Origin of the sequence: Micromonospora sp. NPDC002717 (assembly GCF_040295705.1) — a bacterium.
Lineage (GTDB): Bacteria > Actinomycetota > Actinomycetes > Mycobacteriales > Micromonosporaceae > Micromonospora.
On the sequence record NZ_JBEOVW010000001.1, the window covers coordinates 103,337 to 126,278 of the forward strand.

Here is a 22,942-nt window from a genome sequence, read left to right on the forward strand (position 1 = left end):
TATGCGCCGGGTGACCTGACCGGCCTGGGGATTAGAAGAAGATCGCGGATGGCTGGTCGGAGGGCTGTGCTCCTGGTCAGCCGTCTGTCGTTGTCGGGCAGCGTCGGCGTGAGCGGGCGGGCTTGGCTGTACGGGTGGCTGTACAGTCCCCGCGCATGAGCAACACCAACTCGCAAGACGTTCCTGACGGATCTGGTTCGGCAACCGCTGCGACGTTGGGTCTGGCTACCCGGTTGGCGCACGAGCTGGCCGGCGCAGCAGAGGTGAAGATCGAGCACCCCCAATGGGGCCTGACTGTGACGATCACACCGACGAATCCCGACGCTCGGGCCTTCGGATGGGCCGACTTCGGGGAGGAGATCGTCCTACAGGTTGGCGAGTACGGAGGCAGATCGGAACTTCGCCCGGTGCCCGAGGACCTGGCCTTCCTCGACGACATGGCCAATTCGGTCGTCGCGGGACGCGTCCGGGAGGTTCTTGCGCGGAAACGCTCCCTCGTCGAGGTGGTGATGCCCGATGGGTCGGCCGAGACCCATATCGGATACGAGGGCCTAGCTGGCTGCCTTCCGCTGCCCGCCTGGCGTCGCCGGTCCCGCAGCGTTCAATACGCGCCGTACAGTGCATCCTCCTGAGGCTGCCGCCTCGCACCTCTGCCTGAAGCCCATCTCCGCCGTGAGTCCGCACATCGTGGAACGGGCCTGCTCCCCGGTCATCGACACGCCGAAGAACCACCAGCGGCGGGAACTGGCCGTGCCGGCGTTCGTGGTGCAGCTGCCCCGGGAGCACCTGGCGACGCTGCCCAATGGCCGGACGTGTTCGTCTTCCCCGGCCGGCAACCGCACACCCGCGAGCGGCAGCAGAGCTACCACGGGTTCCGCCGCCGGTTCCTGGCCGCCGCACGGTCGGCCAGGCTCAGCGACGTGACGCCCCACGACCTGCGGGCCACGCACGCTACGTAGCTGGGTCGCGGATTCCCACGGCGTCCTGGTGGCCGCTCGTCGGCTCGGGCACGCCAATGCCAGCGTGACCACCCGCCACTACGCCCGTGCCGCCGACGGGCGGGACGCTGAGGTCGCTCAGCACTTGGATGCGAGCCGGGCGAAGGTGGCGAGGCGATCGGGCACGCAGCGGGCACGCAAGCCCCGGAAGGCGGAAGAATGATTGCTGATCAAGGCTGTGACCTGGTGCCCCCGGCAGGATTCGAACCTGCGACACACGGTTTAGGAAACCGTTGCTCTATCCCCTGAGCTACGAGGGCGCGACGGCCTAGTCTAGCGACCGGGGCGTTCACCTGGGGTGGCAGGGAGTGGCCCACGTTCACCCACGTTCTCCGCACCCCCGTTCTCCCAGCCCAGGGCCACACCCCGTGCACACGAACCCGGGTTTGCGACCGGCGGTCGGCTGCGGTGACCCGCGTTGGCACGGGTTGACCGGGCTTGGCATCCGCTGGAGAGCAATGGCCCTGCCGCAGGAGCCCCACTGTTTCGGTTCGGCGATGCGTGTTGATTCCTCGTTCCCGACGGAACACGCCGGATTTCGGGCGCGCAGAACTGGCGCGTGCGGTGCGGACCTGAGCGGTCCGCACCGCACGCCGATGAGCGTCTTCAGCGGTGGCGGGTGTGCGATCAACGTCGTGCGGCTCGCTGCCGCCGGAGCTGCTCAACGAGGGGATACGGCGGCCAGCATGATCACATGTTGCTGCAGGTCATCCGGTTCTTCCAGGCCAGGCCGAACGCGACCGGGCCGTGGGATTCCTTGTACCCGATGCTCACCACCGCGCCCTTCGGAATGGCCGACGGGTTGATCACCAGGAGAGTGTTCGCATCCGCCTCGCTATGCGAGGGGAAGGTTCGATCATCAAGTCGGGGCGCGGGCACGGAGTGGCAGATTGAGCCGACCCTGACTTCCGCCGGCACGCCGGCTTCGGACAGCGCCTTTCGAACCGCGTCCGGGTCGGCGACCTGCTTCTTCGACAGGGTGAGTAGCACCGTCCCGTTGGGCTTGCTGGCCACGGAGAAGGCGACCAACTGCGTCGGAGCCATGCTGGCCGGCCGCTCCGCGGACGGCGGCGAGGCGGGTCCCGAGCCGGTGAGCGCCGGCACGGCCAAGGCCAGCCCGGCGAGCATCACCCCGGCCGCGGTCACTGCGGCCAGCCGACGTCGGCGCCGCGTGTTGCCCGCGGCGATGATGACCTCCGCCGGCCGATCCATGTCCAGGCCGGACAGGCCGTCCGCCACCGCACGCAGTACGTCTTGGTCTCTCACTGCTTGATCTCCTGAGTCTCGGCGGGTACCAACTGGCCGCGCAGCGTCGCGACGGCCCGGGACAGGTGAGCGGTGACAGTTCCCGCAGCGATGCCGAGCACCTGAGCGGTGGTCTCGGTGTCCAGGTCCAGGAACGCCCGCAGCGCGATCACCTCTCGCTGGCGGGCGGGCAGCCGTCGCAGCGCCGCCATCAGCGCCGCGTCCACGCCCCCGGCGTCCTGGCCGACCGCCACGTCGTGCCCGTCAGCCAGGGCGACCTCGCGGCGGCGGCGCCGCCAGGCCGACACCCGCGCGTTCAGGGCGGTACGCACCACCCACGCCTGGGGAGCCGGGTGCCGGCTGACCTTCCGCCAGGACATCCAGGCCCTGGTGAACGCCTCTGCCACCAGGTCCTCAGCGCCCTCGCGGTCGCCCGTGCTGGCCACCACCGCCCGCGCGCAGGCGGCCCGGTGGACCCGATAGAACTCTGCGAACTGTGCTTGCTCGTGTCCCACGTCCCGTACACGCCTGAGCCCCTCGGCCCACTTACCCCCGGCCCGAACTCGCATGAAGAAAATCATCTGCACCGCCGTCACGGTTGCCTGGCACGCCGAGCATCCACGGCAGTGGCGCCGTCGGTACCGTAGCCAGCCTGCGCCACGCCAGGAGAAGGGTGTCCCTGGCGTGGTCGTCGATTTCGCGCTTGATCGTCGAGGCCGGCCGCCCGAGCGCGTTGAGCGACTCCTTGTCCAGCGCCGTCAGCTGACGGCGGCACGTCTATGCGAAGCCTGCTGGCGATCCGCTGGCTGGTGGAACACGGCTTCGACCCGGCCGCGCCGGGCCGCGAGGTCGACGTGTTGAAATCCCGGATGTGAGGCGCGCGAGCCCGCCTACCACGAGTGTGCGCGATCTGCCGCGCGCCGCGGTGCCGTGCCGTCCGATCATGGCTCTCCTGCGTCATCCATGAAGGAGCGGAGCCGGTCAAGGGTGGGGTTTGACCTGTTTACTTTGCCCGTCTTCTGGCAGGTCCGGACCCCGTCGGCCCAGGCCAGAACAGCTCGAACACCCGGTTCATTCTCGCGCTGCGGCGAGCCGGGCGGCCGGTGTCCGCAGCGCCAGCGCGGCGGGTGCCAAGCTGGCGAGGACGGCGACGCCGAGGCAGACGGCGGTGATCGCGCCGATGGTTGCCCATGGCACGACGATCTGCGGGTGCGGGGTCAGCGGGACCAGCGTGGCCCGCAGACCGACGAGCGTGCCGGCCGCCAGGGTCCCGGCCAGAGCGGTTGCCGCAACCGCGATCAGCGCCGCCTCGGTGGCGACAGTCCGCAGCAGTTGCCGCGGCGTGGCGCCGGCCAGCCGGAGCAGAGCGAACTCTCGCCTCCGATCGGCGGCCGCCATGATCAGTGTGTTCGCGATGGAGATCGTGGCGCAGAGCAGTGCCATGCCGAGCAGCGCCAGGAGGGCGAGGCGGTTCATCCGGTCCTGTTCGGCGTGGGCCGCCGACACGTGGTCGGCCACGGGGACGATCGTGGAGCCGCCTGCGGCGGCGACCCGGTCGAGCGCGGCGTCGCCGCGGGTCACTGTGGAGTCGCGGGCGAGATAGACCGCGTCTGCGCCACGGCGAGGGCCGTGCTGCCGGCCGAAGTCCCAGGGCAGTAGCAGCGTCCGGTCCAGATCGAGCGAATCGTCGAGCACCGCCGCCACCCGCAGCCGGACGGGTGTGCCGTCAGCCAGCCAGATCGAGACGACCTCGTCGAGCGACCACTTCGCGGACCGGCTCACCGCCACCGGCACGGGCTTGCCATCGGTGCCGCCGTACTGGTGGACGGCATCGACCGAGCCGGCGAGGGTGGGCAGGTTCAGCACTTCGGTCACGCCGGGGCCGACGTACATCACCGGAAAGCCCTCGATCAGGTCACCGCGTCGGACGTACGCCTCCCCGCTCCGGACCGGAACGGCGGCGCGTACCCCGGGCTGCTGCCCGAGGGCGACCACCGTGGCCTCCCCGATTCCGGCGGAGCTGGCGGGGGTGACCACCGTGGCGGCGGTGATGCGGTCCTGGGCCGACCGCTGCTGCGTCTCCCACAGGGTCGCGGTAGCCGCCAGGGTGGTGGCGGCGAGACCGATGGTGACCAGTATCGGGGTGGCCGTCGACGCCGTGCGCCGCTTGGCGGCGAGGGCGTTGCAGCGGGCGAGCTGCCCGGTGCTGCCGGCCAGCGGCCAACCGACCACCCGGACGAACAGTGGAACGAGCACCGGGGCCAGCAACGCCGCCGCGATCAGCGCGAGCTGCGCATCGACCAGGAGCAGGCCCAGCCCGTCGGGTCCGCTGGCGGGCACGGCCGCCAGCAGGGCTCCGGCACCGGCAAGGCTCAGCAGCCCGAAGATCCACCGTCCGACGGTCATCACCCGCCGATCGACTGCCGCCTCCCGCATCGCATCGAGGGGCCGCACCCGCGCCGCCCGCCGCGCGGCGACCATTGCCCCGGTCAGGGCGACGAGCAGCCCCACGCCCATCGCCGCAACCAGTGGCCACCACACGGGCCGCGCGGTGAAGCCGGGTGGCGCGAGGCCGACCCGGGCGAGCCAGGAGGCGAACGGTGCCGCCACGATGGTCCCCAGCGCGCCGCCGGTGGCCGACGCCAGCACGCCCACCGCCAGTGCCTCGCCGAGCACCAGCCGCCGCAGTTGCCGAGGCGTGGCCCCGGCGGTCCGCAGCAGGGCGAACTCCCGCCGGCGCTGCACGACTGCGAACGAGAACGTTCCGGCCACGACGAAGACCGAGACGAAAGCGGCCACGCCGGTGGTGGAGCCGAGGAGCGAGGAGGCGAAGGCGAGCTTGTCGCCGTCGCGGTCGGGTTCCGCGAGGGATCGGGCGTCTCCCGTCAGCACCCGCAGGCCGGGCCGGGAGATCCGCTGCGCCAGGTCAGCCGCCCTGGCGCCGTCGGCCACCCGGATCGCCACGGCCTCGATGCGACCGCCGGCCAACTCGTTGACCGTGTCGTCGCTGAGATAGATCGCGCCCGCGTCGTCGTCCACCACGCCCGCGACGGTCATCGCGCGGGGACCGGCGGGGGTCTGCACGACGATGGGTTCTCCGGGCGCCGCGGAGGCCGCGCTGCCCAGCACGACATGTTCGCCGCTTGTCGGTGGACCGCCGGCAAGGAGGGAGTACGGGTGCATCGCGGCGCTGGACCAGGGTCGGGCGTAGCCGTCCCAGCCGTCCACGTGCACCGGGACCCGACGGTCGACCACCACCTCGTCGACCCCGCTCATGGCGGCGATGCGCGCCGGGATGTCGGCCGGTACCGGGGCCGCGTCGGCTGTCGTTGTCGTCTCCTGGACCGCCGTGTCGCCGGCGCCGTAGGTGACCGTCACCGTGTTGCTGCCGGTGACGACCAGGTCGGCGTTGGCGTACCAGTCGGTTGCCTGATCGCGTCCGAGGGTCGCCGCCAGGCTGAGACCGGTGATGGTCAGCAGGCACACCCCGAGAGCGAGGGCCAGGAACGACCCGACGAACGTGGTCCACCTCGCCCTGAGCGTCTGAAGGGACAGGGTCAGCATGCGCCGGCCGTTTCCAGCCCGGCCATCCGCTCGACGACCGACCGGGCGTCGGGCTGCGCCAACTCGTCGGCGAGCCGGCCGTCCGCCAGAAAGACCACCCGGTCGGCGTACGCGGCGGCGATCGGGTCGTGGGTCACCATCACCATCGTCTGCCCGTCCCGATCGACCAGCTCCCGCAGCAGCCGCAGGACGTCCCGGCCGGCTGCCGAGTCCAGCGCGCCGGTCGGCTCGTCGGCGAACAGCACCTGCGGCCGGGTGACGATCGCCCGCGCGATCGCCACCCGCTGCTGCTGCCCGCCGGACAACTCGGCGGGTCGATGCCGGTGCCGGTCGGCCAGCCCGACGCCGGCCAGCACCGCCCGGATTTCCGACCGGCTCGGTCGACGGCCGGCCAGCCGCAGCGGCAGTGCCACGTTCTGCTCGACGGTCAACGACGGGAGCAGGTTGAAAGACTGGAAGACGAAGCCGATCCGATCGCGACGCAGCAGAGTCAGTTCGGTCTCGGACATCAGGCCGAGGTCGTTGTCCGCCAGCCAGACCCTGCCGGCCGTCGGCCGGTCCAGCCCGGCCGCGCACTGCAGCAACGTGCTCTTGCCCGAGCCGGACGGGCCCATGACGGCGGTGAGGGTGCCGCTGGCGAAACCCACCGTCACCTCGTCCAACGCTGTCACCTTGGCGTTACCCGACCCGTACCGCTTGCTGACGCCATCCAACCGGATCATGTCACCGCCGCCCGGGTTCCCCGCGACCCCGCGATCTTTCTGCATGGCTCCAGCAAAGCCCGCGTTTCAGCCCGCCGCAGTGAGGCTGCCCGGAGTCTTTCGAGGTACGGCCAGCCCCATCCCCGTCGCACGCCTGGCCGCCCGGCCACCTGACTGAGGTCCCGCGGATGCCGGCGGTGGACCCGCGTCGGCAGTGACGTTCTCGTATGCGTCAGCGCTGTTGCGTACGACGGAATCCCCGGGATCTGGAGGGTGCATGTTGTCGCAGAAGCGACGGCCAGGCCGTGTCGTGATGGTCCTGCTGACGGCTCTGCTCGCGGTGCCGGCGTCCACCACACCGGCGTTCGCGGCGGCCTTGACGCCGCCGGCCTCGGTCAGCGCGGCGGCGGTTTCCGCGTCCCGGGTCGAGGTGAGCTGGTCGGCCGCGGCCGGTGCCAGCAGCTACGAGGTACGGCGCGGAACCGTGTCGGGTGGCCCGTACGCACCGGTGGGAACGGCCACGGGGACGTCCTACGTCGACGACACCGTAGCGCCGGAGACGACGTACTACTACGTCGTGCGGTCCCGTTCCGACAAGCGGGCGTCGGGCGACTCGACCGAGGCGTCGGTGCTGACCTCGCTCCCGAAGCCCGTCAACGTGCGGGCGACCGCGGCGGAGACGAGCATGACCCTGCGTTGGCAGGCCGTGTCCGGCGCCGCGCGATACGAGATCGTCCGCCTGAGCAGCGCGGCACCGGTGGAGACGGTGGTCGGCACCACGACGTCGACCGAGTACGCGGACACCGGCCTCACGGTCGCCACCCGCTACGTCTACTGGATCCGGGCGGTCGCCGCGGGCGGCGCCACGGCCACGTCCGACGCCGTACGGGTCTACACCGGCCCGGCCACGACGACGACGGTCACCGTGTCACCGGGCTCGGTGGAGCAGGGGCAGCGGATCCTGCTCATCGCGAACGTGCGCTACGCGGACGGCCGGATTCCCGGCGGTGAGGTGGTGTTCATGTCCGCGGGCGGCGCGGTCGCGTTCGCCAACGTCCACGGCACCGACGGCACGGCGATCGCCATGGTCGACGGCAGCGGATGGACCCCGAAGCCGGTCTACGCGCAGTTCCAGGGGTACGACTGGCAACCGGCCGGGGCGAGCGCGTCCGGCGATGCCGCGCCCGTGGTCACCCAGCCGTACGGCTCGGTGCTCTTCGACGGCCTCTCGTGGCTGAAGCTCGGCTCCCGGGAGGAAGCCGTCGCCGCCGGCGACCTGACCGGCGACGGGCTCTCCGACGTGGTGGTCACGACGACCGAGTACTCCGACGACGCCCACGACCACTCCGCGTTCCTGTTCGTGCAGGAGGCGGAGAACCAGCTCGTGCTGAGGCAGCAGGTGGCGATGTCGACGCCCACCGGCGGCAGCATGTACCCGGTCATCGGCGACGTGGACGGCGACGGCGCCAACGAACTGGTCGTCGCGACGGGCGACGGGGTCGACGTGTTCCGCCGTACCGGAACCGGGCTCTCCACCGCCGAGCACCTGTCGTTCGTCGACGACCTGATCGACCTCAAGCTCTGCGACCTGGACGGCGACGGCCGCACGGACATCGTCGCGGTGAGCGACAACGGCGTCCTCGTGCGGTACGGCGACGACACCGGTGGCTTCGCGCCCGCGGCTCTCGTCTCGCCGCACCGCGGCTTCGTGCTGGACGTGGTCGACATGACCGGGGACGGCCGGCCGGACCTGGTGGTGCAGCTCGGGCAACTGATCCGGATCAGCACCCAGACGGCGCCTCGATCGTTCGCCGACCCGGTGGGGTACCAGGCTCCCGCCGGGTACCTGCGCGTGGTCGGTTCCATGGCCGTCGGCGACGTGACCGGGGACGGCAGGAAGGACGTCGTCGTCACCGTGTCCGGCAACGCGCCGGACGCCCAGGTGCAGGTGCTCACCCACGACGGCGCGGGCGTGCTCGGACGGTGGATCCGTTACCCGGTCTACGAGGTGCCGGACGCGATCGCGATCGCCGACGTGAACAACGACGGTCGTGACGACGTCGCCATCACCCACGGCGGCTGGAGCTCGGCGGGCGTCCTGCTGCAACGGCCGGACGGCTGGCTGGGCAACGAGTTCCGCGTCTCCCATCTGCCGCCCGCCAGCTCCTTCACCCCACGCGGTCTCGCGGTGGCCGACATCAACGACGACGGCCTGAAGGATCTGCTGATGGCCAACTACAACCACGGGCTCGTGGTGGTGCCGCAACGCCCCGCGGCGTCGGCGGCGACGTCGACGAAGGTCCAGGTGGGTCGGGCCTGAGCGACGACGGACAGCGCCGTTCCCGCCTGGCAGGCGCTGGGGCGTAGGGCCCGAGGATGCCGCCGGCCCGCCCTGACGGGCCGGCGGCGTCCTCGACGGTTGGTCAGCGGACGAAGGTGACGTCGGGGTGCCTCGGCGACGGGCGGTCGAGCAGCGCCCGGGGTCGCTGGCGGAGGTGCTGGTCGAAGAGGCGGTGAGGTAGACGCGTTGGGAGGTGACGATCCGGCCCGGGTCGACGGTGCCGATCAGGCCGGCGACGAGTCCCTCCGGCAGCGGGAACGCCGCGGCGAGCTGCGGCAGCAGCACCTGGTGGTCGGTGAAGGTGAAGTGCTGGCCCTCGGGGACGGTCACGGGCCACCGTCCCGGCCCCGCGCTTCTCGACGGCGGGCGTACCCGGGTCCTGACTTTCGTCAGGTCCGGCCGGTGCCGATCGGCGGCTGTGCCGCACCCGGCGGATTCCTACCGTCGACGCGAGATGGCACATCCACCGGGAGAAACATGATCACACTACGCGGGTTGACGAAACGTTTCGGCGCGACGACAGCCGTCGACAACCTGACCCTGGACATCACGCCGGGCCGGGTCACCGGTTTCCTCGGCCCGAACGGTGCGGGGAAGTCCACCACGATGCGCATGATCGTCGGTCTGGACCGGCCCACCGCCGGCGAGGCGCTCGTCGGCGGCCGGCGGTACGCGACCCTGCGGCACCCGCTGCGTGAGGTCGGTGCGCTGCTCGACGCCAAGGCGGTGCACCCGGGGCGGAGCGCCCGCAACCACCTGCTGGCGATGGCCCGCAGCAACGGCGTCCCCACCCGACGGGTGGACGAGGTGCTCGCCACGGTGGGCCTGGCCAACGTCGCCGGCAAGCGGGCCGGCGCGTACTCCCTCGGCATGGGCCAGCGCCTCGGCATCGCCGGCGCCCTCCTCGGCGACCCGGGGGTGCTCATGTTCGACGAGCCGGTCAACGGGCTCGACCCGGACGGGGTGCGCTGGGTCCGCGAACTCATGCGGTCCCTGGCAGCCGAGGGTCGGACTATCTTCGTCTCCAGCCACCTGATGAGCGAGATGCAGCTCACCGCCGACCAACTCGTGGTGGTCGGCAAGGGCCGGCTCATCGCCGACGCCCCGATCGCCGACGTCATCGGGGGCAGTTCGTCGACGGCGGTGCTGGTGCGCAGCCCCCAACCGGCCGGCCTGGCCGAGCTGCGGCGCCGGCTCGTCGCGGCGGGCGTCGCGGTCGAGCAGGAGAACCACGGCGCACTCGTCGTCACCGGTGCCGGCGTCGAGCAGGTCGGCGACCTGGCGCACGAGATCGGCGTACGCCTGCACGAGTTGAGCGTGCGCGAGGCGTCACTGGAGGAGGCGTACATGGAACTGACCGCCGACGACGTCGAGTACGGGGCCCTGGCGACCGGATCGGGGGCACGGGCATGACGACGGCCACGACGACCCTGCCCGCCGGCCGGTCGACCCGGCGCGGCGATGCGACCGGCGGCGGCCTGACCGGCGCGATCGCCAGCGAGTGGACCAAGCTCTGGTCGGTGCGCTCGGTCTGGTGGAACCTGCTCGCCAGCGCCCTGCTGATGGCGGCGGCAGCCGGGCAGGAGGCCATCTACGTGGTCAACGAGAACACCAACTCCGACCCCGTCGACGACCCGGGGGTGGTCGGTGTCGGTACCGTCGCGATCAGCTCCGTCCTCCTGGCGCAGTTCACGGTGATCGCGCTGGCGATGCTGGTGATCACCGCCGAGTACGCGACCGGCACGATCCGGAGCACGCTGCAGTGGACCCCGTCACGGGGCCGGCTGCTGCTGGCGAAGACCGCCGTGGTCGCCGTGGTCACGTTCGTCGTGGGCGCGCTGCTCGCCGCGCTGGGCTCCGCCGTCGCCGACCCGGTGCTCGGCGAGTGGGGCCGGTTCCGGGCGGCGGAAACCGTCGGCGACGTGCTGGCGGTGGCCGCGTACCTGTCGTTGATCAGCGTCTTCACCCTCGGGCTCGGGACGGCGCTGCGCAGCGCCGTCGGCACGCTGACCACCGTGTTCATGATCCTCATGGTGGTGCCGATCGCGCTCGGCGCCCTCGACATCGAGTTCGTCAACCGGCTCGTCGACGGGCTGCCAGGGGTGGCCGGATCCCACTTCATGAGCGGCGACACCGACCCGTACCCGCCGGCGGCCGGCCTCGCCCTGCTCGCCGCGTGGGCCCTCGCCGCGATGCTCGCCGGTTACGCGGTGCTGCGGTCCCGGGACGCCTGATCCGGGGCCGGGTGGCGGCGGTCCGAGGCGACCGCCGTCACCCGGCGCCGTCCACCGGGCCGGCGTCGCATTCGACCCGCGCGGGTACGCATCGCGGCGACGAGCTGGCGGCCGGGCGGGCCGGGTCGTCGCCGGCCGCCGTCAGTCGGACATCCGGTCCTTGGTCAGCAGCCGACCCTCGGCGAAGCAGAGCCGGTAGGCGGCCTGGCCGAGGGGGAAGTTGCCGTCGGTGTAGAACTCGCAGGAGGCACCCGGGGGCAGCGGCCAGTCCGCCGGGTCCGGCCGTTCGACGACCTGGCGGTCCGGCAGCATGCCCCGCAGTTCGGTGCGGTACTGACCGATCCGCATCCGGTCGAAGTCCGCCGGAGCGAGGACCGCGTCGAAGGTGGCGAACGGGTAGTAGGCCAGTGACAGCACGCCGGCGACCACCACCGGGGCGGTCACCGCGACCACGAGGCTGCGCCGCACCCGCCGCCGCGCCTCACGCAACCCGGTCGCCGACGCCGGCCGGGCCGGACGTACGCCCTCGTCGGCGTCGACCGACGCGGCACCGGCGGCGTGGGGCAGGCGGGCGGTGACCTCGAAACCGCCGCCTCGTGGCCCGGCGCTCAGCGCACCACCGGCCAGCCGTACCCGCTCCCGCAGGCCCAGCAGGCCGGAACCCGTCGAGGACACGCCGGGCAGCAGACCACCCGGCGGCGGCTCGTTGACCACGCTCACCACCGTCTGCTCGGCCGAGCGGGTCAGCACGACGGTCACGGCGGCGCCCGGCGCGTGCCGGGTGGCGTTGGTCAGCGCCTCCTGGACCACCCGGTACACCGCCCGCTCGACCATCGGCGGTGCCGGCGCGTCGAGCCCGTCCCCGCTGAGCCGGACCGGCATCCCGGCGTCGCGGGCCCGCCCCACCAGGTCGGCGACACCTTCGGCGGCCGGCCGGGTCGGAGCCGGCGCGCCGTCCTCGCGGAGCACGCCGATGATCTGGGCGAGCTGCTCGGTCGCGGCGGTGACGCTGGCACGCAGCTCCCCCGCCGCCCGCCGGTGCCGCTCGTCGAGATCGGTGGCCAGCTCCAGCCCGCCGGCCTTCAAGGCGATCAGCGCCAGGTCGTGGCCCAGGGAGTCGTGCATGTCCTGCGCGATGCGGGCCCGCTCCCGCATCCGGACCCGCTCGGCGGCGGCGCGCTGCTGCCGTTCGAGCAGGTCGGCGTGTTCCCAGCCGGCGTGGACGAGCGCCCGCTGCTGGCGGCGGTAGCGGCCGACCAGCCAGGGGAACACCCCGACGAAGAGCAGGGTGGTGGTGAGGAAGAACCAGGTGGTCACGCCCGAGCCGAGGACGCCGACCGTCAGCGCGGTCCCGCCCGCCGCGATCGCGGCGAACGTGTACGCGGCCGGGCGGGCCCGGGGCATCCGCAGACCCACCAGGTAGCTCATCACCGGAACGGCGAACACGAAGTTGCCCTCGAACGCGGTCGGCACCACGACGATGAGCAGGGAGATCGTCGGGTGGTGCCGGCTGACCACCACCGCGAGGGCCATCAGCAGGAGCGAGCCCGCCAGCCGCCAGCCGGCGTACGGGCCGGTCGGGGCGACGACCAGGTCCCAGGCGATCGGCGCCGACAGGACCGCCCAGAGCGACACGTCGGTCAGGACCGTCACCCACGATCCGGCCCACCCGCCGGAGGGCGGCCCGCCGGACCGGGGAAAGGGCAGCCACCGCCGCCGCCCGCCGCGCCACCAACCTGCCACGCGGCCCAGGCTACAAAGCCCACCACCTGCGTCGTCACCCACGAAAGTCAGGTCGTCGGCACGACGGCCCGGGCAGCCCCGACCGCCTCACCCACCGGTGGGGAGCACCGGAGTGACCACCGACAGCTCCAGTGCGGCGGGCAGCGGCGCGACGCCCGGCCCGCCGGCGCGCACCCAGGCGGTGATGTCGTCGACCACGGAGTCGTGCAGGACGAGGCCGAACCAGACCGGCCGCGCGCCGGCCCGTCGCGCCGGCGGCGCGGGGTGGACGACGACCAGGTTGGACTGCGCGCAGAGGTCGAGGCAGGCGCTGACGCGTACCCGGTGCGGCGCCGGCAGCGCGGCCCGCAGTCGCCGCAGCTGCGCGTCGTGGTCGACGGCGGGGTGTTTGCGGGTGCTGCCACAGCAGCAGTCGCGGCACACGGTGACCAGACAGCCCGGTGCGTCGGTCATGTCCGACTCCTTGGTCCCGGTCGAGCCCGACGGCACGTGCCGGGTCATGACGCGGGCGGGTGGTAGGTGATGGTGGGCCGCCCGGTGCCCGGGTGCGTCGCCACGTCGGCCTGGACGCCGTAGACGTCGGCGAGCAGCCCGGGTGTGAGGACCTCGGCGGGCGGACCGGCGGCGACGACCCGGCCGGCGGCCAGGACGACCACCGTGTCGCAGAACATGGCGGCCAGGTTGAGGTCGTGCAGCGCGGCGAGGGTGGTGACCCCGGTGCGGCGGACCAGGTGCAGCAGCTGCAACTGGTGGCCGATGTCGAGGTGGTTGGTGGGCTCGTCGAGCAGCAGCAGGAGCGGTTGCTGGGCGAGCGCGCGGGCCAGCTGGACCCGCTGCCGTTCGCCGCCGGAGAGGGTGTGCCAGCGACGATCGGCGTACCCGTCGAGGTCGACCCGGGTCAGCGCGTCGGCCGCGGCGGCGCGGTCGGCGTCGCTGTCCGACCATCGCGAGCGTCGGTGCGGGGTACGGCCGAGCAGCACCACCTCCCCGACGGTGAGGTCCAGGTCGGTGTCGGCGTGCTGGGCGAGCAGCGCGGCACGGCGCGCCAGCGCGGCACGGGGCAGGGCGGCGACGTCGTCGCCGCCGACGGTGACCCGTCCGCTGTCGGGCGCGGCGAGCCGGGCGACGATCCGCAGCAGGGTGGTCTTGCCGCAGCCGTTGGGGCCGAGCAGCCCGACGAGGCTGCCCGCCGGCACGGCGCAGGTGACGTCGTCGAGGATCCGCCGGGCCGCGACGGCCCAGGACACGTCGGTGACGGTGAGCATCAGTCGCGCGCCTTCCGGCACCCGGCCCACCGTCCCCGGGGGGGTCGCCGCGAGTCGGCCGGCTGCGCCCGGTGCAGCAGGACCACGAAGGCGGGCACCCCGAGCAGCGCCGTCAGCACGCCCACCGGCAGTTCGCGGGGCGCGAACAGGGTCCGCGCGGCGGTGTCCACCCAGACCATGAAGATCGCGCCGGCGAGGACGACGACGGGCAGCAGGCGCCGGTGGTCCGCGCCGGTGAGGAACCGGGCGGCGTGCGGCAGGATCAGCCCGACGAAACCCACCGCGCCGCTGATGGCGACCAGCGCCGCGGTGAGCAGCGCGGTGGCGACCAGCAGCAGCCACCGGACCCGGGTGACGGGCACGCCGAGGGTCTCGGCGGCGTCCTCGCCGAAGGCGAAGGCGTTGAGCGTGCGGGCGTACGCCGCCACGAGGGTGAGCACGGCGGCCAGCACCGGTACCGCCCAGGCCAGGGCGGCCCAGTCGACGCGGGCCAGCGAGCCGGAGAGCCAGAAGGTGATGCTCTGCGTGGCGTGCGGGTCGGCGACCCAGACGATGACGAACGACGTCGCCGCCCCGCACAGCTGCGCGACGGCGACCCCGGCCAGCACCACCCGGGTGGGTGCCAGCGCGGCCCGCCGGCCGGCCACCACCGCCACGACGGCGAACGCGGCCAGCGCGCCGGTGAAGGCGCCCCCGGTGAGCGCCGCGACCCCGCCGCCGACGCCGAGGACGAGCACCGCGACCGCGCCGAGCGACGCCCCGGAGGAGACCCCGAGCAGGTACGGGTCGGCCAGCGGGTTGCGGGTGACGGTCTGCGTCACCGCCCCGACGGCCGCCAGCCCGGCGCCCACCACCGCGGCGCCGAGCACCCGGGGCAGGCGCAGCCGCCAGACGATGTGCTCGCGCAGCAGCGGCATGTCGGCGTGGGCCAGGCCCAGGCGGTCGGCCACGACGGCCCAGACCGTCGACACGGGGATGTCGGCCGGCCCGACGGTGACGGCCGCCCCGATCGACACGACCAGACCCGCCAGCAGCGTGACCAGCAGCGCGACCGTGCCCACGGGACGGACGGGCCGGCCGCGCCGGACCTCGGAGGCGGTGGCGCCGGGGTCCGCGCCGGCCCGACCGCGCACGGCGCGGCGACGGGCCACGGCGAGACGGTGGGCCACGGCGGTACGGCGCGCCACGGCGGTCAGCGGTTCGCTCCGGCGGGAAGCTGCGCCACCCCCGCGGCGAGCGCCTCGACGCCGAGCACCGCCCGCACCCCGGCGGAGGTGGACGAGAACGGGACGACGACGAACCGCTGCCCGGCCACCGCGGGCAGATCCTTGAGGGTGGGGTGCCGGGCCAGGAACGCCTGCTTCGCGGCGGCCGGGTCCCAGGTCGCGTCGACCAGCACGATCGCGTCGGGGTCGCGCGCGACGACGCTCTCCCAACTGGTGTCGGCCCAGCCGCCGGCGAGGTCGCCGAGGGAGTTGTCGACCCCGACCGCCGACATGATCATGTTGGGGCTGCCGCAGCAGGCGCCCACGCTCGGGGCGTCGGTGCCGGCGTCCCACCAGAGCACGGAGACGTCCCGCGTGCCGTCGAGCGTGGCGGCAGCGGCGGCGATCCGGGTGCGGTGGTCGGCGATGAGCCTCTCGGCCCGCTCCGGCACCCCGAAGACGGCCGCGACGTCCCGGATCTCGGCGAACACGTCCTCGACGGTGAGCTTCCCCGGCCGGTGCGGCTTCGGGCACCCGGCGGGTGAGAGGTAGGTGCCGATGCCGAGCCCCGCCAGGGCGGCCCGGTCGCCGACGCCCTCGTCACCGAAGGCGCTGTGGAACGAGGCGTAGACGAAGTCCGGCGCCGTCTCCAGGAGTTTCTCCTTGGCCGGGTACTTTCCGGACAGCACCGGCACCGATGCGTACGCGGCGGCGTGCTCGGGCAGGATCGCGTCGTCCAGGTACGCCGTGCCGGCCATGCGGTCGGCCAGGCCGAGCGCCAGCATGATCTCGGTGGCGGGCTGGTTCAGCGTGACCGCCCGCTGGGGCGGGGCGGCGACGGTGACCGGCGTGCCGCAGTTGGTCAGGGTGGCCGGCGCGCCGGATGCCGGGGCGGGGTCGTCGTCCGTGGCGCAGGCGCCGAGCAGGACGAGGAGGACGGACAGGGGCGCGGCTACGCGCCGGGACAGGGTGGACCGCACAGCGCGTACGCGCATCGGGACCGCCTTCCAGCACCTCGTGGACGGGTCATCGCAGTGCCGTGGCCGGTCTCCTGGCTGACGGGAGGTGCGTCCGTGGCCGGCCTTCCCAGGCGTGCGACACGCCCAGTGACCTCTGACGACGAGGGCCGCGGACTTCCCGATCACAGTGGCGAGGGCCGCACCGGTCTTCCACCGGCTTCCCGAACACCACGGCAGCGTCACCCTAGCCTGCGCCCGACCCCGAATGCCACGGTGACGAATGCCATGGAGCGGCCTTTCTCACCACTGTGGACGGTGCGGCGCGCGGCGGTTCACGCTTCCGGCGGGGGCGGAAGGTCGACGACCCGGGTCGCCCAGCGGGCCATCAGGGCCGGGTCGTGGGTGATCAGCAGGACCCCGGCGCCGTGCTGTCGCTGGTAGTCGGTGATGACGGCGGCGAGGTGGGCCTGGGTGGAGGCGTCGAGCATGGCGGTGGCCTCGTCGCAGAGCAGGTAGGCCGGCCGGTGCACGAGCGCCCGGGCGAGGCAGGCCCGTTGCAACTGCCCGTCGCTGACCGCGTGCGGGCGGCGGGCGAGCAGGTCCGTGGTGAGGCCGACGAGGTCGGCCAGCTCGGCCGCGCGGGCCCTGGCCTGCTCGGCCGGCACGCCGGTGGCGCGGAGCGGTTCGGCGACGATGTCCGCGAGGCTGAGCCGCGGGTCGGTGGCGGCGCGTGGGCTCTGGAACAGGATCGCGACGCGGGTGCGGACGGCCGCCGGCAGCCGGTGGCGGACTCCGGCGACCCGGTGACCGTCGAGGGTGACGTGCCCGGCGTCGGGGGCGTGCAGCAGGGCGAGTACCCGGGCCAGGGTGGACTTGCCGCTGCCCGAGGGGCCGCGCAGCCCGACCGTCTCGCCGGGGGCGACGTGCAGGTCGACGCGGTCGAGGACGCGCTGCCGACCGTAGGCGACGGTGACCTGGTGGGCGGCGAGCGCGGTGGCGGTCGCCTCCGGTCCGACGTGTTGACGGGTGGCCGTGGTCGTGGTCATGCCGGCGCTCCGACGGGCAGCGGGTGGTGGCAGGCGACCTGGCCGGAGCCGTCCACGACCGGGGTGGGCGGCGTGCGGCAGATGTCGGTGGCGCGGTCGCAGCGCGGGGCGAAGGCGCAGCCGGCGGGCAGGTCGGTGAGCATCGGCGGGTGGCCGGGCACGGGGCGGAACGCCCGCTCGGGCAGGGCGTCGAGCAGGCCGGCGGTGTAGGGGTGGGCGGGCGCGGCGAACAGCGCCTCGGTGGGCCGGCGCTCGACGACCCGGCTGGCGTACATGACGGCGACGGTGTCGGCGACGCGGCGGGCGGCGGCCAGGTCGTGGGTGATGAGCAGGACGGCGTTGCCGGCGTCGCAGCGGCGGCGCAGCAGGTCGAGGGTGTGGTCGACCAGGGGCCGGTCGAGGCCGGTGGTGGGTTCGTCGGCGAGCAGCAGCGGCGGGTCGGGGGCGAGCGCGAGGGCGGTGGCCAGGCGTTGCGCCATGCCGCCGGACAGCTCGTGGGGGTGGCGGTCGAGGTCGGCGGGGTCGAGCCCGACGTCGGCGGCGACCCGCTCGGCCGCCGAGGGCGCGTCGCGGCGGGCGTGCCCGTGGGCGCGCAGGGTCTCCGCCAGCAGCCGCCGGCCGGTGCGTACGGGGGTCAGCGCGGTGGCGGGGCTCTGCGGCACCAGCCCGACCGCGCGGCCGCGTACGGCGCGGGCGAGGTGGCGCTCGGTGCAGCCGATCAGGTCGACCTGGTCCCCGCCGGGCGGGCGCAGCCGGGCGTGGCCCGAGACGGTGGCGTTGCCGGGGAGCAGGCCGAGCAGGGCGTGAGCGAGCACCGACTTGCCGCAGCCGGACTCCCCCACCACGGCCACCAGTTCGCCGGGGTGGACGGTCAGGCGCAGGTCGGTGACGGCCCGCACCACGGCGTCGCGGAGCTGGAAGCGGACGGTCAGCCCGTCGACCTCCAGCAGCGTGGGGCGCGGGCCGGCGGCGGCGGCGCCGGCCGTGGCGGGCGTGGCGTCGCCGGTGGCGGCGGTGCCGGCCGTGGCGGCGCGGGGCTCGCGGGTGGTGGTCACAGGTTCAGCTCCGCTCGTACGCGCGGGTCGAGGCGGTCGCGCCAGCGGCCGGTGAGGGTGGCCAGGGCCAGCGTGACGACGACGAGGAGGAGGCCGGGGACGAGGCTGGCCCACCAGGCGCCGGTGAGCAGGGACCGCTGCCCGTCGTTGATCATGTTGCCGATGGAAGCCAGGTGCGGGGGCAGGCCGAGACCGAGGAAGGACAGCGCGGTCTCGTGCCAGACGGCGTGCGGCACCATCAGCGTGGTGGCCAGGGCCAGCCGGGGCAGCACGTGCGGGAGCAGGTGCCGGGTGATCACCCGCGCGCGGCTGGCGCCGCCGGCGATCGCGGCGTCGACGAACGGCCGGGTGCGCAGGCTGAGCAGCTCGGAGCGGACGATGCGGGCGGTGGAGAGCCAGTGTGTCAGCCCGATCGACACGATCACCGCGCCGAGGCTGGGGCGCAGCATCGCGACGATGAAGATGCCCAGCAGCAGGTGCGGCAGCGCCGCGATGGTGTCGACCACCCGCATCAGCACCCGGTCGACCCAGCCGCCGAGGGTGCCGGCAACCGCCCCGACGAGGCCGCCGATCACGGTGGCCACGAGCGCGGCGACCGCGCCGACGAGCAGGGAGACGCGCAGGCCGTAGAGGCTGCGGTGGGCCACGTCGCGGCCCAGGTCGTCGGTGCCGGCCGGGTGCGCGGCCGAGGGCGCGAGCCGGGTACGCGCCAGGTCGACGGCGCTCTCGTCGAGCGGCCAGAGGACGGGGGCGAGCAGGCAGGCGGCGACCGCGCCGACGAGCACGGCCCACGCGACCGTGGTACCGGCGCGGCCGGCACGCGGCTTCGGCCGCCGGACGCGGGCGGGGCGGGCGAGGTCAGTCATCGAGGCGTACCCGGGGATCGGCGGCGGTGTAGGCGAGGTCGGTGGCCAGGTTCGCGGCCAGCACCACGACGGTGGTGGCGAGGGTGGTCGCGGCCAGCAGCGGGAAGTCGCTGCCCAGCGCGGCCTGCACCGTCACCGCGCCGAGACCGGGCAGGGAGAACACGGTCTCGACCAGGACGGCGCCCCCGATCAGCTCGGGCAGGTGGGTGCCGACGAGGGTGAGGAACGGCAGCAGCGCGGTGCGCAGGGCGTGGCCGAACAGGACGGTGCGGCCGGGCAGGCCCCGGGCCCGGGCGGCGAGGACGTGGTCGTCGCGGAGGCTCTCGGCGACGGCGTCGCGGATGAACAGGACGAACCACGGCGCCTGGGCGACCGCCAGCACCGTCACCGGCAGGACCAGGTGCCGGGCCACGTCGGCGGGATCGGTGGAGGTGGCGGTGACGTCGGTGAGCCCGCCCGCCGGCAGCCAGCCGAGGGTCAGGGCGAACAGGGCGATCGCGGCCAACCCGATCCAGAACACCGGCATGGACTGCACCGCGTACGCGCCGGCGCGCAGCGCCCGGTCGAACCAGCCGCCGCGCCGGTACGCGGCCAGGGTGCCCAGCAGCAGGCTCGCCACGAGGACGAGGGCAAGGGCGGCGCCGACGAGCAGCAGGGTCCAGCCGGCGCGGGCGGCCAGCACGGAGGTGACGGGTTCGTGCCGGCTGGTCGACCAGCCCAGGTCGCCCTGGAGCAGGTTGCCCACCCAGCGGAGGTACTGCACCGGCAGCGGGTCGTCGACCCCCCAGTTGGCGCGGATCTGCGCCAGGTTCTCCTCGCTGGTGGTGAACGCCGCCGCGCCCGCGTACTGGTGGGCGGGGTCGATCGGCGAGGCCGCGCCGAGGGCGAACATGCCGACGCTGGTGGCGGCGAGGATCGGCACGGCCACCAGCAGACGCCGGCGGACCACGGCACCGGCTCCCGCCAGCCGTCGGCGGCGGGCGGGGGTGGCCGGTGCGGTCACTTCCTCGTCCAGGTGTGGATGTTCCACCAGAGGCTGTTGGCCACGTCGTGCTCGTGCGGCTCCACCCGCGGCGTCACCCCGGCGAGGCCGTCCTTCACCACGTAGGTGTGCTTGAGGTAGGTGAGGAACACCCACGGCAGGTCGGTGGCGAGCTGCTTCTGGAACGTGGCGTACGCGGCCTTGCGGGTGGCCGGGTCGGCGTTGTCGCGGGCGTCCTGCAACGCCTTGTCCACGACGGCGGACCGGTAGGAGCCGGGGTTGAAGAAGCCCTGGCCGGCGAAGTCGGAGCGGAACAGCTTGTAGGTGAGGAAGTCCGGGTCGTACGGGGTGCCGAAGCCCATGACCACCGCGTCGTGCTTCATCCGGGGGGTGATCGCGTCCCAGGTCAGGCCCTCCGGGGTGATCTCGATGCCGACCTTCTTCGCGTCGGCGGTCACCGCGAGGGCGAGTTCCTTGCGCAGGCTGTCGGTGGCGGGGTACATCAGCGCGAAGGCCGCCCGCCGGCCGTCCTTCGCGCGGATGCCGTCCGGGCCCGGCTTCCAGCCGGCGGCGTCGAGGGCGGCGGTCGCGGCGGCCGGGTCGGCGGTGGGCCTGCCGACGATCGACGGCTCGGCGAAATCCGACGACGACGGGACCGGCCCGAACGCCGGCTCACCCGCTCCGCCGAGCAGGCCGGTGACCATCGCCGCGCGGTCCACCGCCGCGTTCAGCGCCCGCCGCACCGCCGGGTCGCCGGTGACCGGGTTGCCCATCGGCAGCACCACGCCCCGGTAGTCGGCGGTGGACACCCGCTCCACCCGGTGGCCGGCCAGCCCGTCGAAACCGGCGGCGAGCTTCGGCGCCAGCTCCGCCGCGTCGAACTCGCCCGCCCGCATCCGCTGCGCGCGGACGTTGTCGTCGGGGACGAACGCGACCACGACGCCGGAGTTGGCGGGCCTGCCGCCCCAGTACTTCTCGTTGGCCGCGAGCACGAGCCGGTCGCCCGGCGTCCACGACGTCACCCGGTACGGGCCGGTGCCCACCGGCCTGCGGTTGAACTCGGCCTTGTTGACGTCCTGCCCGGCCAGCGCCTTGGCCGGCACGATGCCCAGCGCCAGCCGCTGCGGGAACGGCGCGTAGGCGTACTTCAGGGAGAACACCACGGTCGACGGGTCCGGGGCGGTGACCGAGGCGAGCATGTCGAGGTCGGAGCGGAGCGTGGAGTCGACCTTCGGGTCCAGCACCGCCTGATAGGTGAAGACCACGTCCTGGGCGGTCAGGGGGCTGCCGTCGTGGAACAGCACCCCGTCGCGCAGCTTCACGGTGACGGTCCTGCCGTCCGCCGACACGACCGGCAGCTCCCGCGCCAACGCCGGCACCAACTGGTTGCGCGCGTCGCGTTCGACCAGCCCGTCGAAGATCAGCGAGCCGCCGTCGACCCCGTAGTTGAGCACGGGGTTCAACGCCTCCGGCTCTCCCGCCGTCGCCACGACGAGGGTGTCGGCCGCGCCCGCGCCCGTCGACGTGCTCGTCGGGGACGAGCAGCCCGCCACGGCCAGGACGGCGCCGACGGCCATCGCCGCCACGCGCGCGGACACAGGCGTACCCATCACATGCTCCCCGGGTCTGTTCGTCGCACGACCCCGGCGTTCGCCGCGCCGGGGCCCTGAGGTGGGCCGGCCGTCACCGCGGCCGATGGTGCGCGGCGTGGCCGGTGGCGGGCCGGATCGGCGCCGCGCGGTGGGGAACTCCCACCGTGCGGCCAGATGATCTCCAGCGCCGCTGCCGCAAGCATCCCGCAATTGCCAAAGATGTGCAAGAAGCGCCCGGGGCGCCCGCCCGTGGTCTCCGGCCCGGACAACGCGAAGGATCCACCCACCGCTGGCGCCGGGGATCTTCAGCCGGGCCAGGGCGCCCGGAAGCGGCCCTCCGCTCGCGGAGAGCCGCTTCCGGGCCGCGGGGTGGCGCCGCCGGCGGTTCAGCCGATCGGCAGGGCCGTCACCCAGCTCTGCCAGGCCTGCTCGGCGCGGACCGGATCCTGGTCGGCCGCGAAGACGTGGTGGCCGAGGACCAGGGCGTCGCCCCGCTCGGCGCCGGAGTAGAGGAACCGGTAGAGCCCGTCGGCGGTGCGGACGCCGACGTACGTCGGGAGGCAAGCGAGGTCGACGACCCCCTCGATCGGCGGCAGACCGTCGACGGCGAGCCGGACCGGCTGCCCCTCCGCGACCGGGCCGTCGAGGCCGAGGGCGCGGGTCACCGCCGCCCACACCTTGTCCGGGCCGCCGGCCCCGGGACGGAACGCCGAGACCGGGGCGGCGGTCCGACCGGGGAAGTGGGCGAGGTACGCGGCCAGTGTCCCCAGATACATGTCCCAGCCGACCGCCATCGCCTCGTACTCGGTCTCCCAGTTGTCCCCGAGGACGCCGCTCTGGACGAGCCGCAGCACCGTACTGCCCTGGTCGCGGCCCTCGATCAGGTATTCCATGGCCATGAAGGTGCCGTCCGGGCCCGGCTCGGTGCGGTCCGCGAACCGCTTCCCGGGCTCCCAGGCGGTGATCGTCGCCTCCTCGACGTGGCCGGCCATGGTCAGCCGGGTCCGCCCGCCCTCGCCGGGCTCGACCTCGCTGCGGCCCATGAACCAGGAGTCGATGCCCGGGCCCGTGGCGATGGCCTCCCACACCTGCTCGGGGGTGGCGGCCAGCTCGACGTTCTTGTGCAGCTCGAAGCGGTGTCCCATG

20 protein-coding genes, 1 tRNA gene and 1 riboswitch are annotated in these 22,942 nt (G+C 73.8%); of the genes, 5 read left to right on the plus strand and 16 right to left on the minus strand.

Translation table 11 applies throughout. The features are described from left to right. Window positions 1–155 precede the first annotated feature (155 nt). Window positions 156–632, plus strand: a complete 477-nt coding sequence (locus ABT006_RS00535; RefSeq protein ID WP_350701555.1) for a hypothetical protein — start codon at window positions 156–158, stop codon at window positions 630–632. A 180-nt stretch (window positions 633–812) separates the two neighbouring features. Beyond that, window positions 813–959: a site-specific integrase gene (locus ABT006_RS00540; protein WP_350701557.1), complete on the plus strand. Its 147-nt coding sequence runs from the start codon at window positions 813–815 to the stop codon at window positions 957–959. Window positions 960–1,182: 223 nt separating this feature from the next. Here ABT006_RS00540 and ABT006_RS00545 read toward each other — a convergent pair. From ABT006_RS00545 to ABT006_RS00565, 5 genes are all read right to left on the minus strand, one after another. Then, window positions 1,183–1,258, minus strand: a tRNA-Arg gene (locus ABT006_RS00545). A 430-nt stretch (window positions 1,259–1,688) separates the two neighbouring features. Continuing rightward, window positions 1,689–2,237: a hypothetical protein gene (locus ABT006_RS00550; RefSeq protein WP_350701559.1), complete on the minus strand. Its 549-nt coding sequence runs from the start codon at window positions 2,235–2,237 to the stop codon at window positions 1,689–1,691. Window positions 2,238–2,260: 23 nt separating this feature from the next. Beyond that, complete coding sequence (locus ABT006_RS00555) at window positions 2,261–2,758, minus strand: sigma-70 family RNA polymerase sigma factor (RefSeq protein WP_350701561.1); 498 nt, start codon at window positions 2,756–2,758, stop codon at window positions 2,261–2,263. Between the two features lie 556 nt (window positions 2,759–3,314). Beyond that, window positions 3,315–5,807: an ABC transporter permease gene (locus tag ABT006_RS00560; protein ID WP_350701562.1), complete on the minus strand. Its 2,493-nt coding sequence runs from the start codon at window positions 5,805–5,807 to the stop codon at window positions 3,315–3,317. Beyond that, window positions 5,801–6,529, minus strand: a complete 729-nt coding sequence (locus tag ABT006_RS00565) for an ABC transporter ATP-binding protein (protein WP_350701564.1) — start codon at window positions 6,527–6,529, stop codon at window positions 5,801–5,803. Before ABT006_RS00565 ends, ABT006_RS00560 begins: the two co-directional genes overlap by 7 nt. A gap of 292 nt (window positions 6,530–6,821) precedes the next feature. Here ABT006_RS00565 and ABT006_RS00570 point away from each other — a divergent pair, with 292 nt between their 5' ends. The 3 genes from ABT006_RS00570 (at window position 6,822) to ABT006_RS00580 (ending at window position 11,083) form a co-directional block, all read left to right on the plus strand. Then, window positions 6,822–8,828 (plus strand): FG-GAP-like repeat-containing protein, encoded by a 2,007-nt coding sequence (locus ABT006_RS00570; protein WP_350701566.1) that lies wholly within the window; start codon window positions 6,822–6,824, stop codon window positions 8,826–8,828. Between the two features lie 498 nt (window positions 8,829–9,326). Further along, window positions 9,327–10,262 (plus strand): ATP-binding cassette domain-containing protein, encoded by a 936-nt coding sequence (locus ABT006_RS00575; protein WP_350701568.1) that lies wholly within the window; start codon window positions 9,327–9,329, stop codon window positions 10,260–10,262. Further along, window positions 10,259–11,083 (plus strand): ABC transporter permease, encoded by an 825-nt coding sequence (locus ABT006_RS00580; protein WP_350701570.1) that lies wholly within the window; start codon window positions 10,259–10,261, stop codon window positions 11,081–11,083. Before ABT006_RS00575 ends, ABT006_RS00580 begins: the two co-directional genes overlap by 4 nt. A gap of 141 nt (window positions 11,084–11,224) precedes the next feature. Here the strand turns inward: ABT006_RS00580 and ABT006_RS00585 are convergent, their stop codons facing one another. The 11 genes from ABT006_RS00585 to ABT006_RS00635 form a co-directional block, all read right to left on the minus strand. Further along, complete coding sequence (locus ABT006_RS00585; RefSeq protein ID WP_350701572.1) at window positions 11,225–12,736, minus strand: sensor histidine kinase; 1,512 nt, start codon at window positions 12,734–12,736, stop codon at window positions 11,225–11,227. Window positions 12,737–12,913: 177 nt separating this feature from the next. Further along, window positions 12,914–13,279, minus strand: a complete 366-nt coding sequence (locus ABT006_RS00590) for a hypothetical protein (RefSeq protein WP_350701573.1) — start codon at window positions 13,277–13,279, stop codon at window positions 12,914–12,916. 44 nt (window positions 13,280–13,323) lie between these two features. Continuing rightward, complete coding sequence (locus ABT006_RS00595) at window positions 13,324–14,112, minus strand: ABC transporter ATP-binding protein (protein ID WP_350701575.1); 789 nt, start codon at window positions 14,110–14,112, stop codon at window positions 13,324–13,326. Continuing rightward, window positions 14,091–15,242 (minus strand): FecCD family ABC transporter permease, encoded by a 1,152-nt coding sequence (locus ABT006_RS00600; RefSeq protein WP_350701577.1) that lies wholly within the window; start codon window positions 15,240–15,242, stop codon window positions 14,091–14,093. The genes ABT006_RS00595 and ABT006_RS00600 overlap by 22 nt, the downstream gene beginning before the upstream one ends. A gap of 41 nt (window positions 15,243–15,283) precedes the next feature. Further along, on the minus strand, window positions 15,284–16,291 hold the full coding sequence (locus ABT006_RS00605) for an ABC transporter substrate-binding protein (RefSeq protein WP_350701579.1): 1,008 nt from the start codon (window positions 16,289–16,291) through the stop codon (window positions 15,284–15,286). A gap of 29 nt (window positions 16,292–16,320) precedes the next feature. Continuing rightward, window positions 16,321–16,503: riboswitch (cobalamin riboswitch) on the minus strand. Window positions 16,504–16,587: 84 nt separating this feature from the next. Next, entirely contained in the window at window positions 16,588–17,301 is a 714-nt protein-coding gene (locus ABT006_RS00610; protein ID WP_350701581.1) for an ABC transporter ATP-binding protein, read from the minus strand. Then, window positions 17,298–18,356, minus strand: a complete 1,059-nt coding sequence (locus ABT006_RS00615; protein ID WP_350701582.1) for an ABC transporter ATP-binding protein — start codon at window positions 18,354–18,356, stop codon at window positions 17,298–17,300. Before ABT006_RS00615 ends, ABT006_RS00610 begins: the two co-directional genes overlap by 4 nt. Continuing rightward, window positions 18,353–19,222 carry an ABC transporter permease gene (locus ABT006_RS00620; protein WP_350701584.1) on the minus strand — a complete coding sequence of 290 codons (870 nt, stop codon included), beginning with the start codon at window positions 19,220–19,222 and terminating at the stop codon, window positions 18,353–18,355. Before ABT006_RS00620 ends, ABT006_RS00615 begins: the two co-directional genes overlap by 4 nt. Then, window positions 19,215–20,252: an ABC transporter permease gene (locus ABT006_RS00625; protein WP_350701586.1), complete on the minus strand. Its 1,038-nt coding sequence runs from the start codon at window positions 20,250–20,252 to the stop codon at window positions 19,215–19,217. The genes ABT006_RS00620 and ABT006_RS00625 overlap by 8 nt, the downstream gene beginning before the upstream one ends. Continuing rightward, window positions 20,222–21,814: an ABC transporter substrate-binding protein gene (locus ABT006_RS00630; RefSeq protein ID WP_350701588.1), complete on the minus strand. Its 1,593-nt coding sequence runs from the start codon at window positions 21,812–21,814 to the stop codon at window positions 20,222–20,224. Before ABT006_RS00630 ends, ABT006_RS00625 begins: the two co-directional genes overlap by 31 nt. 368 nt (window positions 21,815–22,182) lie before the next feature. Beyond that, on the minus strand, window positions 22,183–22,941 hold the full coding sequence (locus tag ABT006_RS00635; RefSeq protein WP_350701590.1) for an SRPBCC family protein: 759 nt from the start codon (window positions 22,939–22,941) through the stop codon (window positions 22,183–22,185). Between the last annotated feature and the right edge of the window lies 1 nt (window position 22,942).

Excerpts from the sequence above, each read along its gene's own strand:
- ABT006_RS00535 (WP_350701555.1), top strand. The coding sequence starts at position 156 with ATGAGCAACACCAACTCGCAAGACGTTCCTGACGGATCTGGTTCGGCA.
- ABT006_RS00560 (WP_350701562.1), bottom strand. The coding sequence starts at position 5,807 with ATGCTGACCCTGTCCCTTCAGACGCTCAGGGCGAGGTGGACCACGTTC.
- ABT006_RS00565 (WP_350701564.1), bottom strand. The coding sequence starts at position 6,529 with ATGATCCGGTTGGATGGCGTCAGCAAGCGGTACGGGTCGGGTAACGCC.
- ABT006_RS00570 (WP_350701566.1), top strand. The coding sequence starts at position 6,822 with ATGGTCCTGCTGACGGCTCTGCTCGCGGTGCCGGCGTCCACCACACCG.
- ABT006_RS00575 (WP_350701568.1), top strand. The coding sequence starts at position 9,327 with ATGATCACACTACGCGGGTTGACGAAACGTTTCGGCGCGACGACAGCC.
- ABT006_RS00580 (WP_350701570.1), top strand. The coding sequence starts at position 10,259 with ATGACGACGGCCACGACGACCCTGCCCGCCGGCCGGTCGACCCGGCGC.
- ABT006_RS00590 (WP_350701573.1), bottom strand. The coding sequence starts at position 13,279 with ATGACCGACGCACCGGGCTGTCTGGTCACCGTGTGCCGCGACTGCTGC.
- ABT006_RS00605 (WP_350701579.1), bottom strand. The coding sequence starts at position 16,291 with ATGCGCGTACGCGCTGTGCGGTCCACCCTGTCCCGGCGCGTAGCCGCG.
- ABT006_RS00610 (WP_350701581.1), bottom strand. The coding sequence starts at position 17,301 with ATGACCACGACCACGGCCACCCGTCAACACGTCGGACCGGAGGCGACC.
- ABT006_RS00620 (WP_350701584.1), bottom strand. The coding sequence starts at position 19,222 with ATGACTGACCTCGCCCGCCCCGCCCGCGTCCGGCGGCCGAAGCCGCGT.
- ABT006_RS00630 (WP_350701588.1), bottom strand. The coding sequence starts at position 21,814 with ATGGGTACGCCTGTGTCCGCGCGCGTGGCGGCGATGGCCGTCGGCGCC.
- ABT006_RS00635 (WP_350701590.1), bottom strand. The coding sequence starts at position 22,941 with ATGGGACACCGCTTCGAGCTGCACAAGAACGTCGAGCTGGCCGCCACC.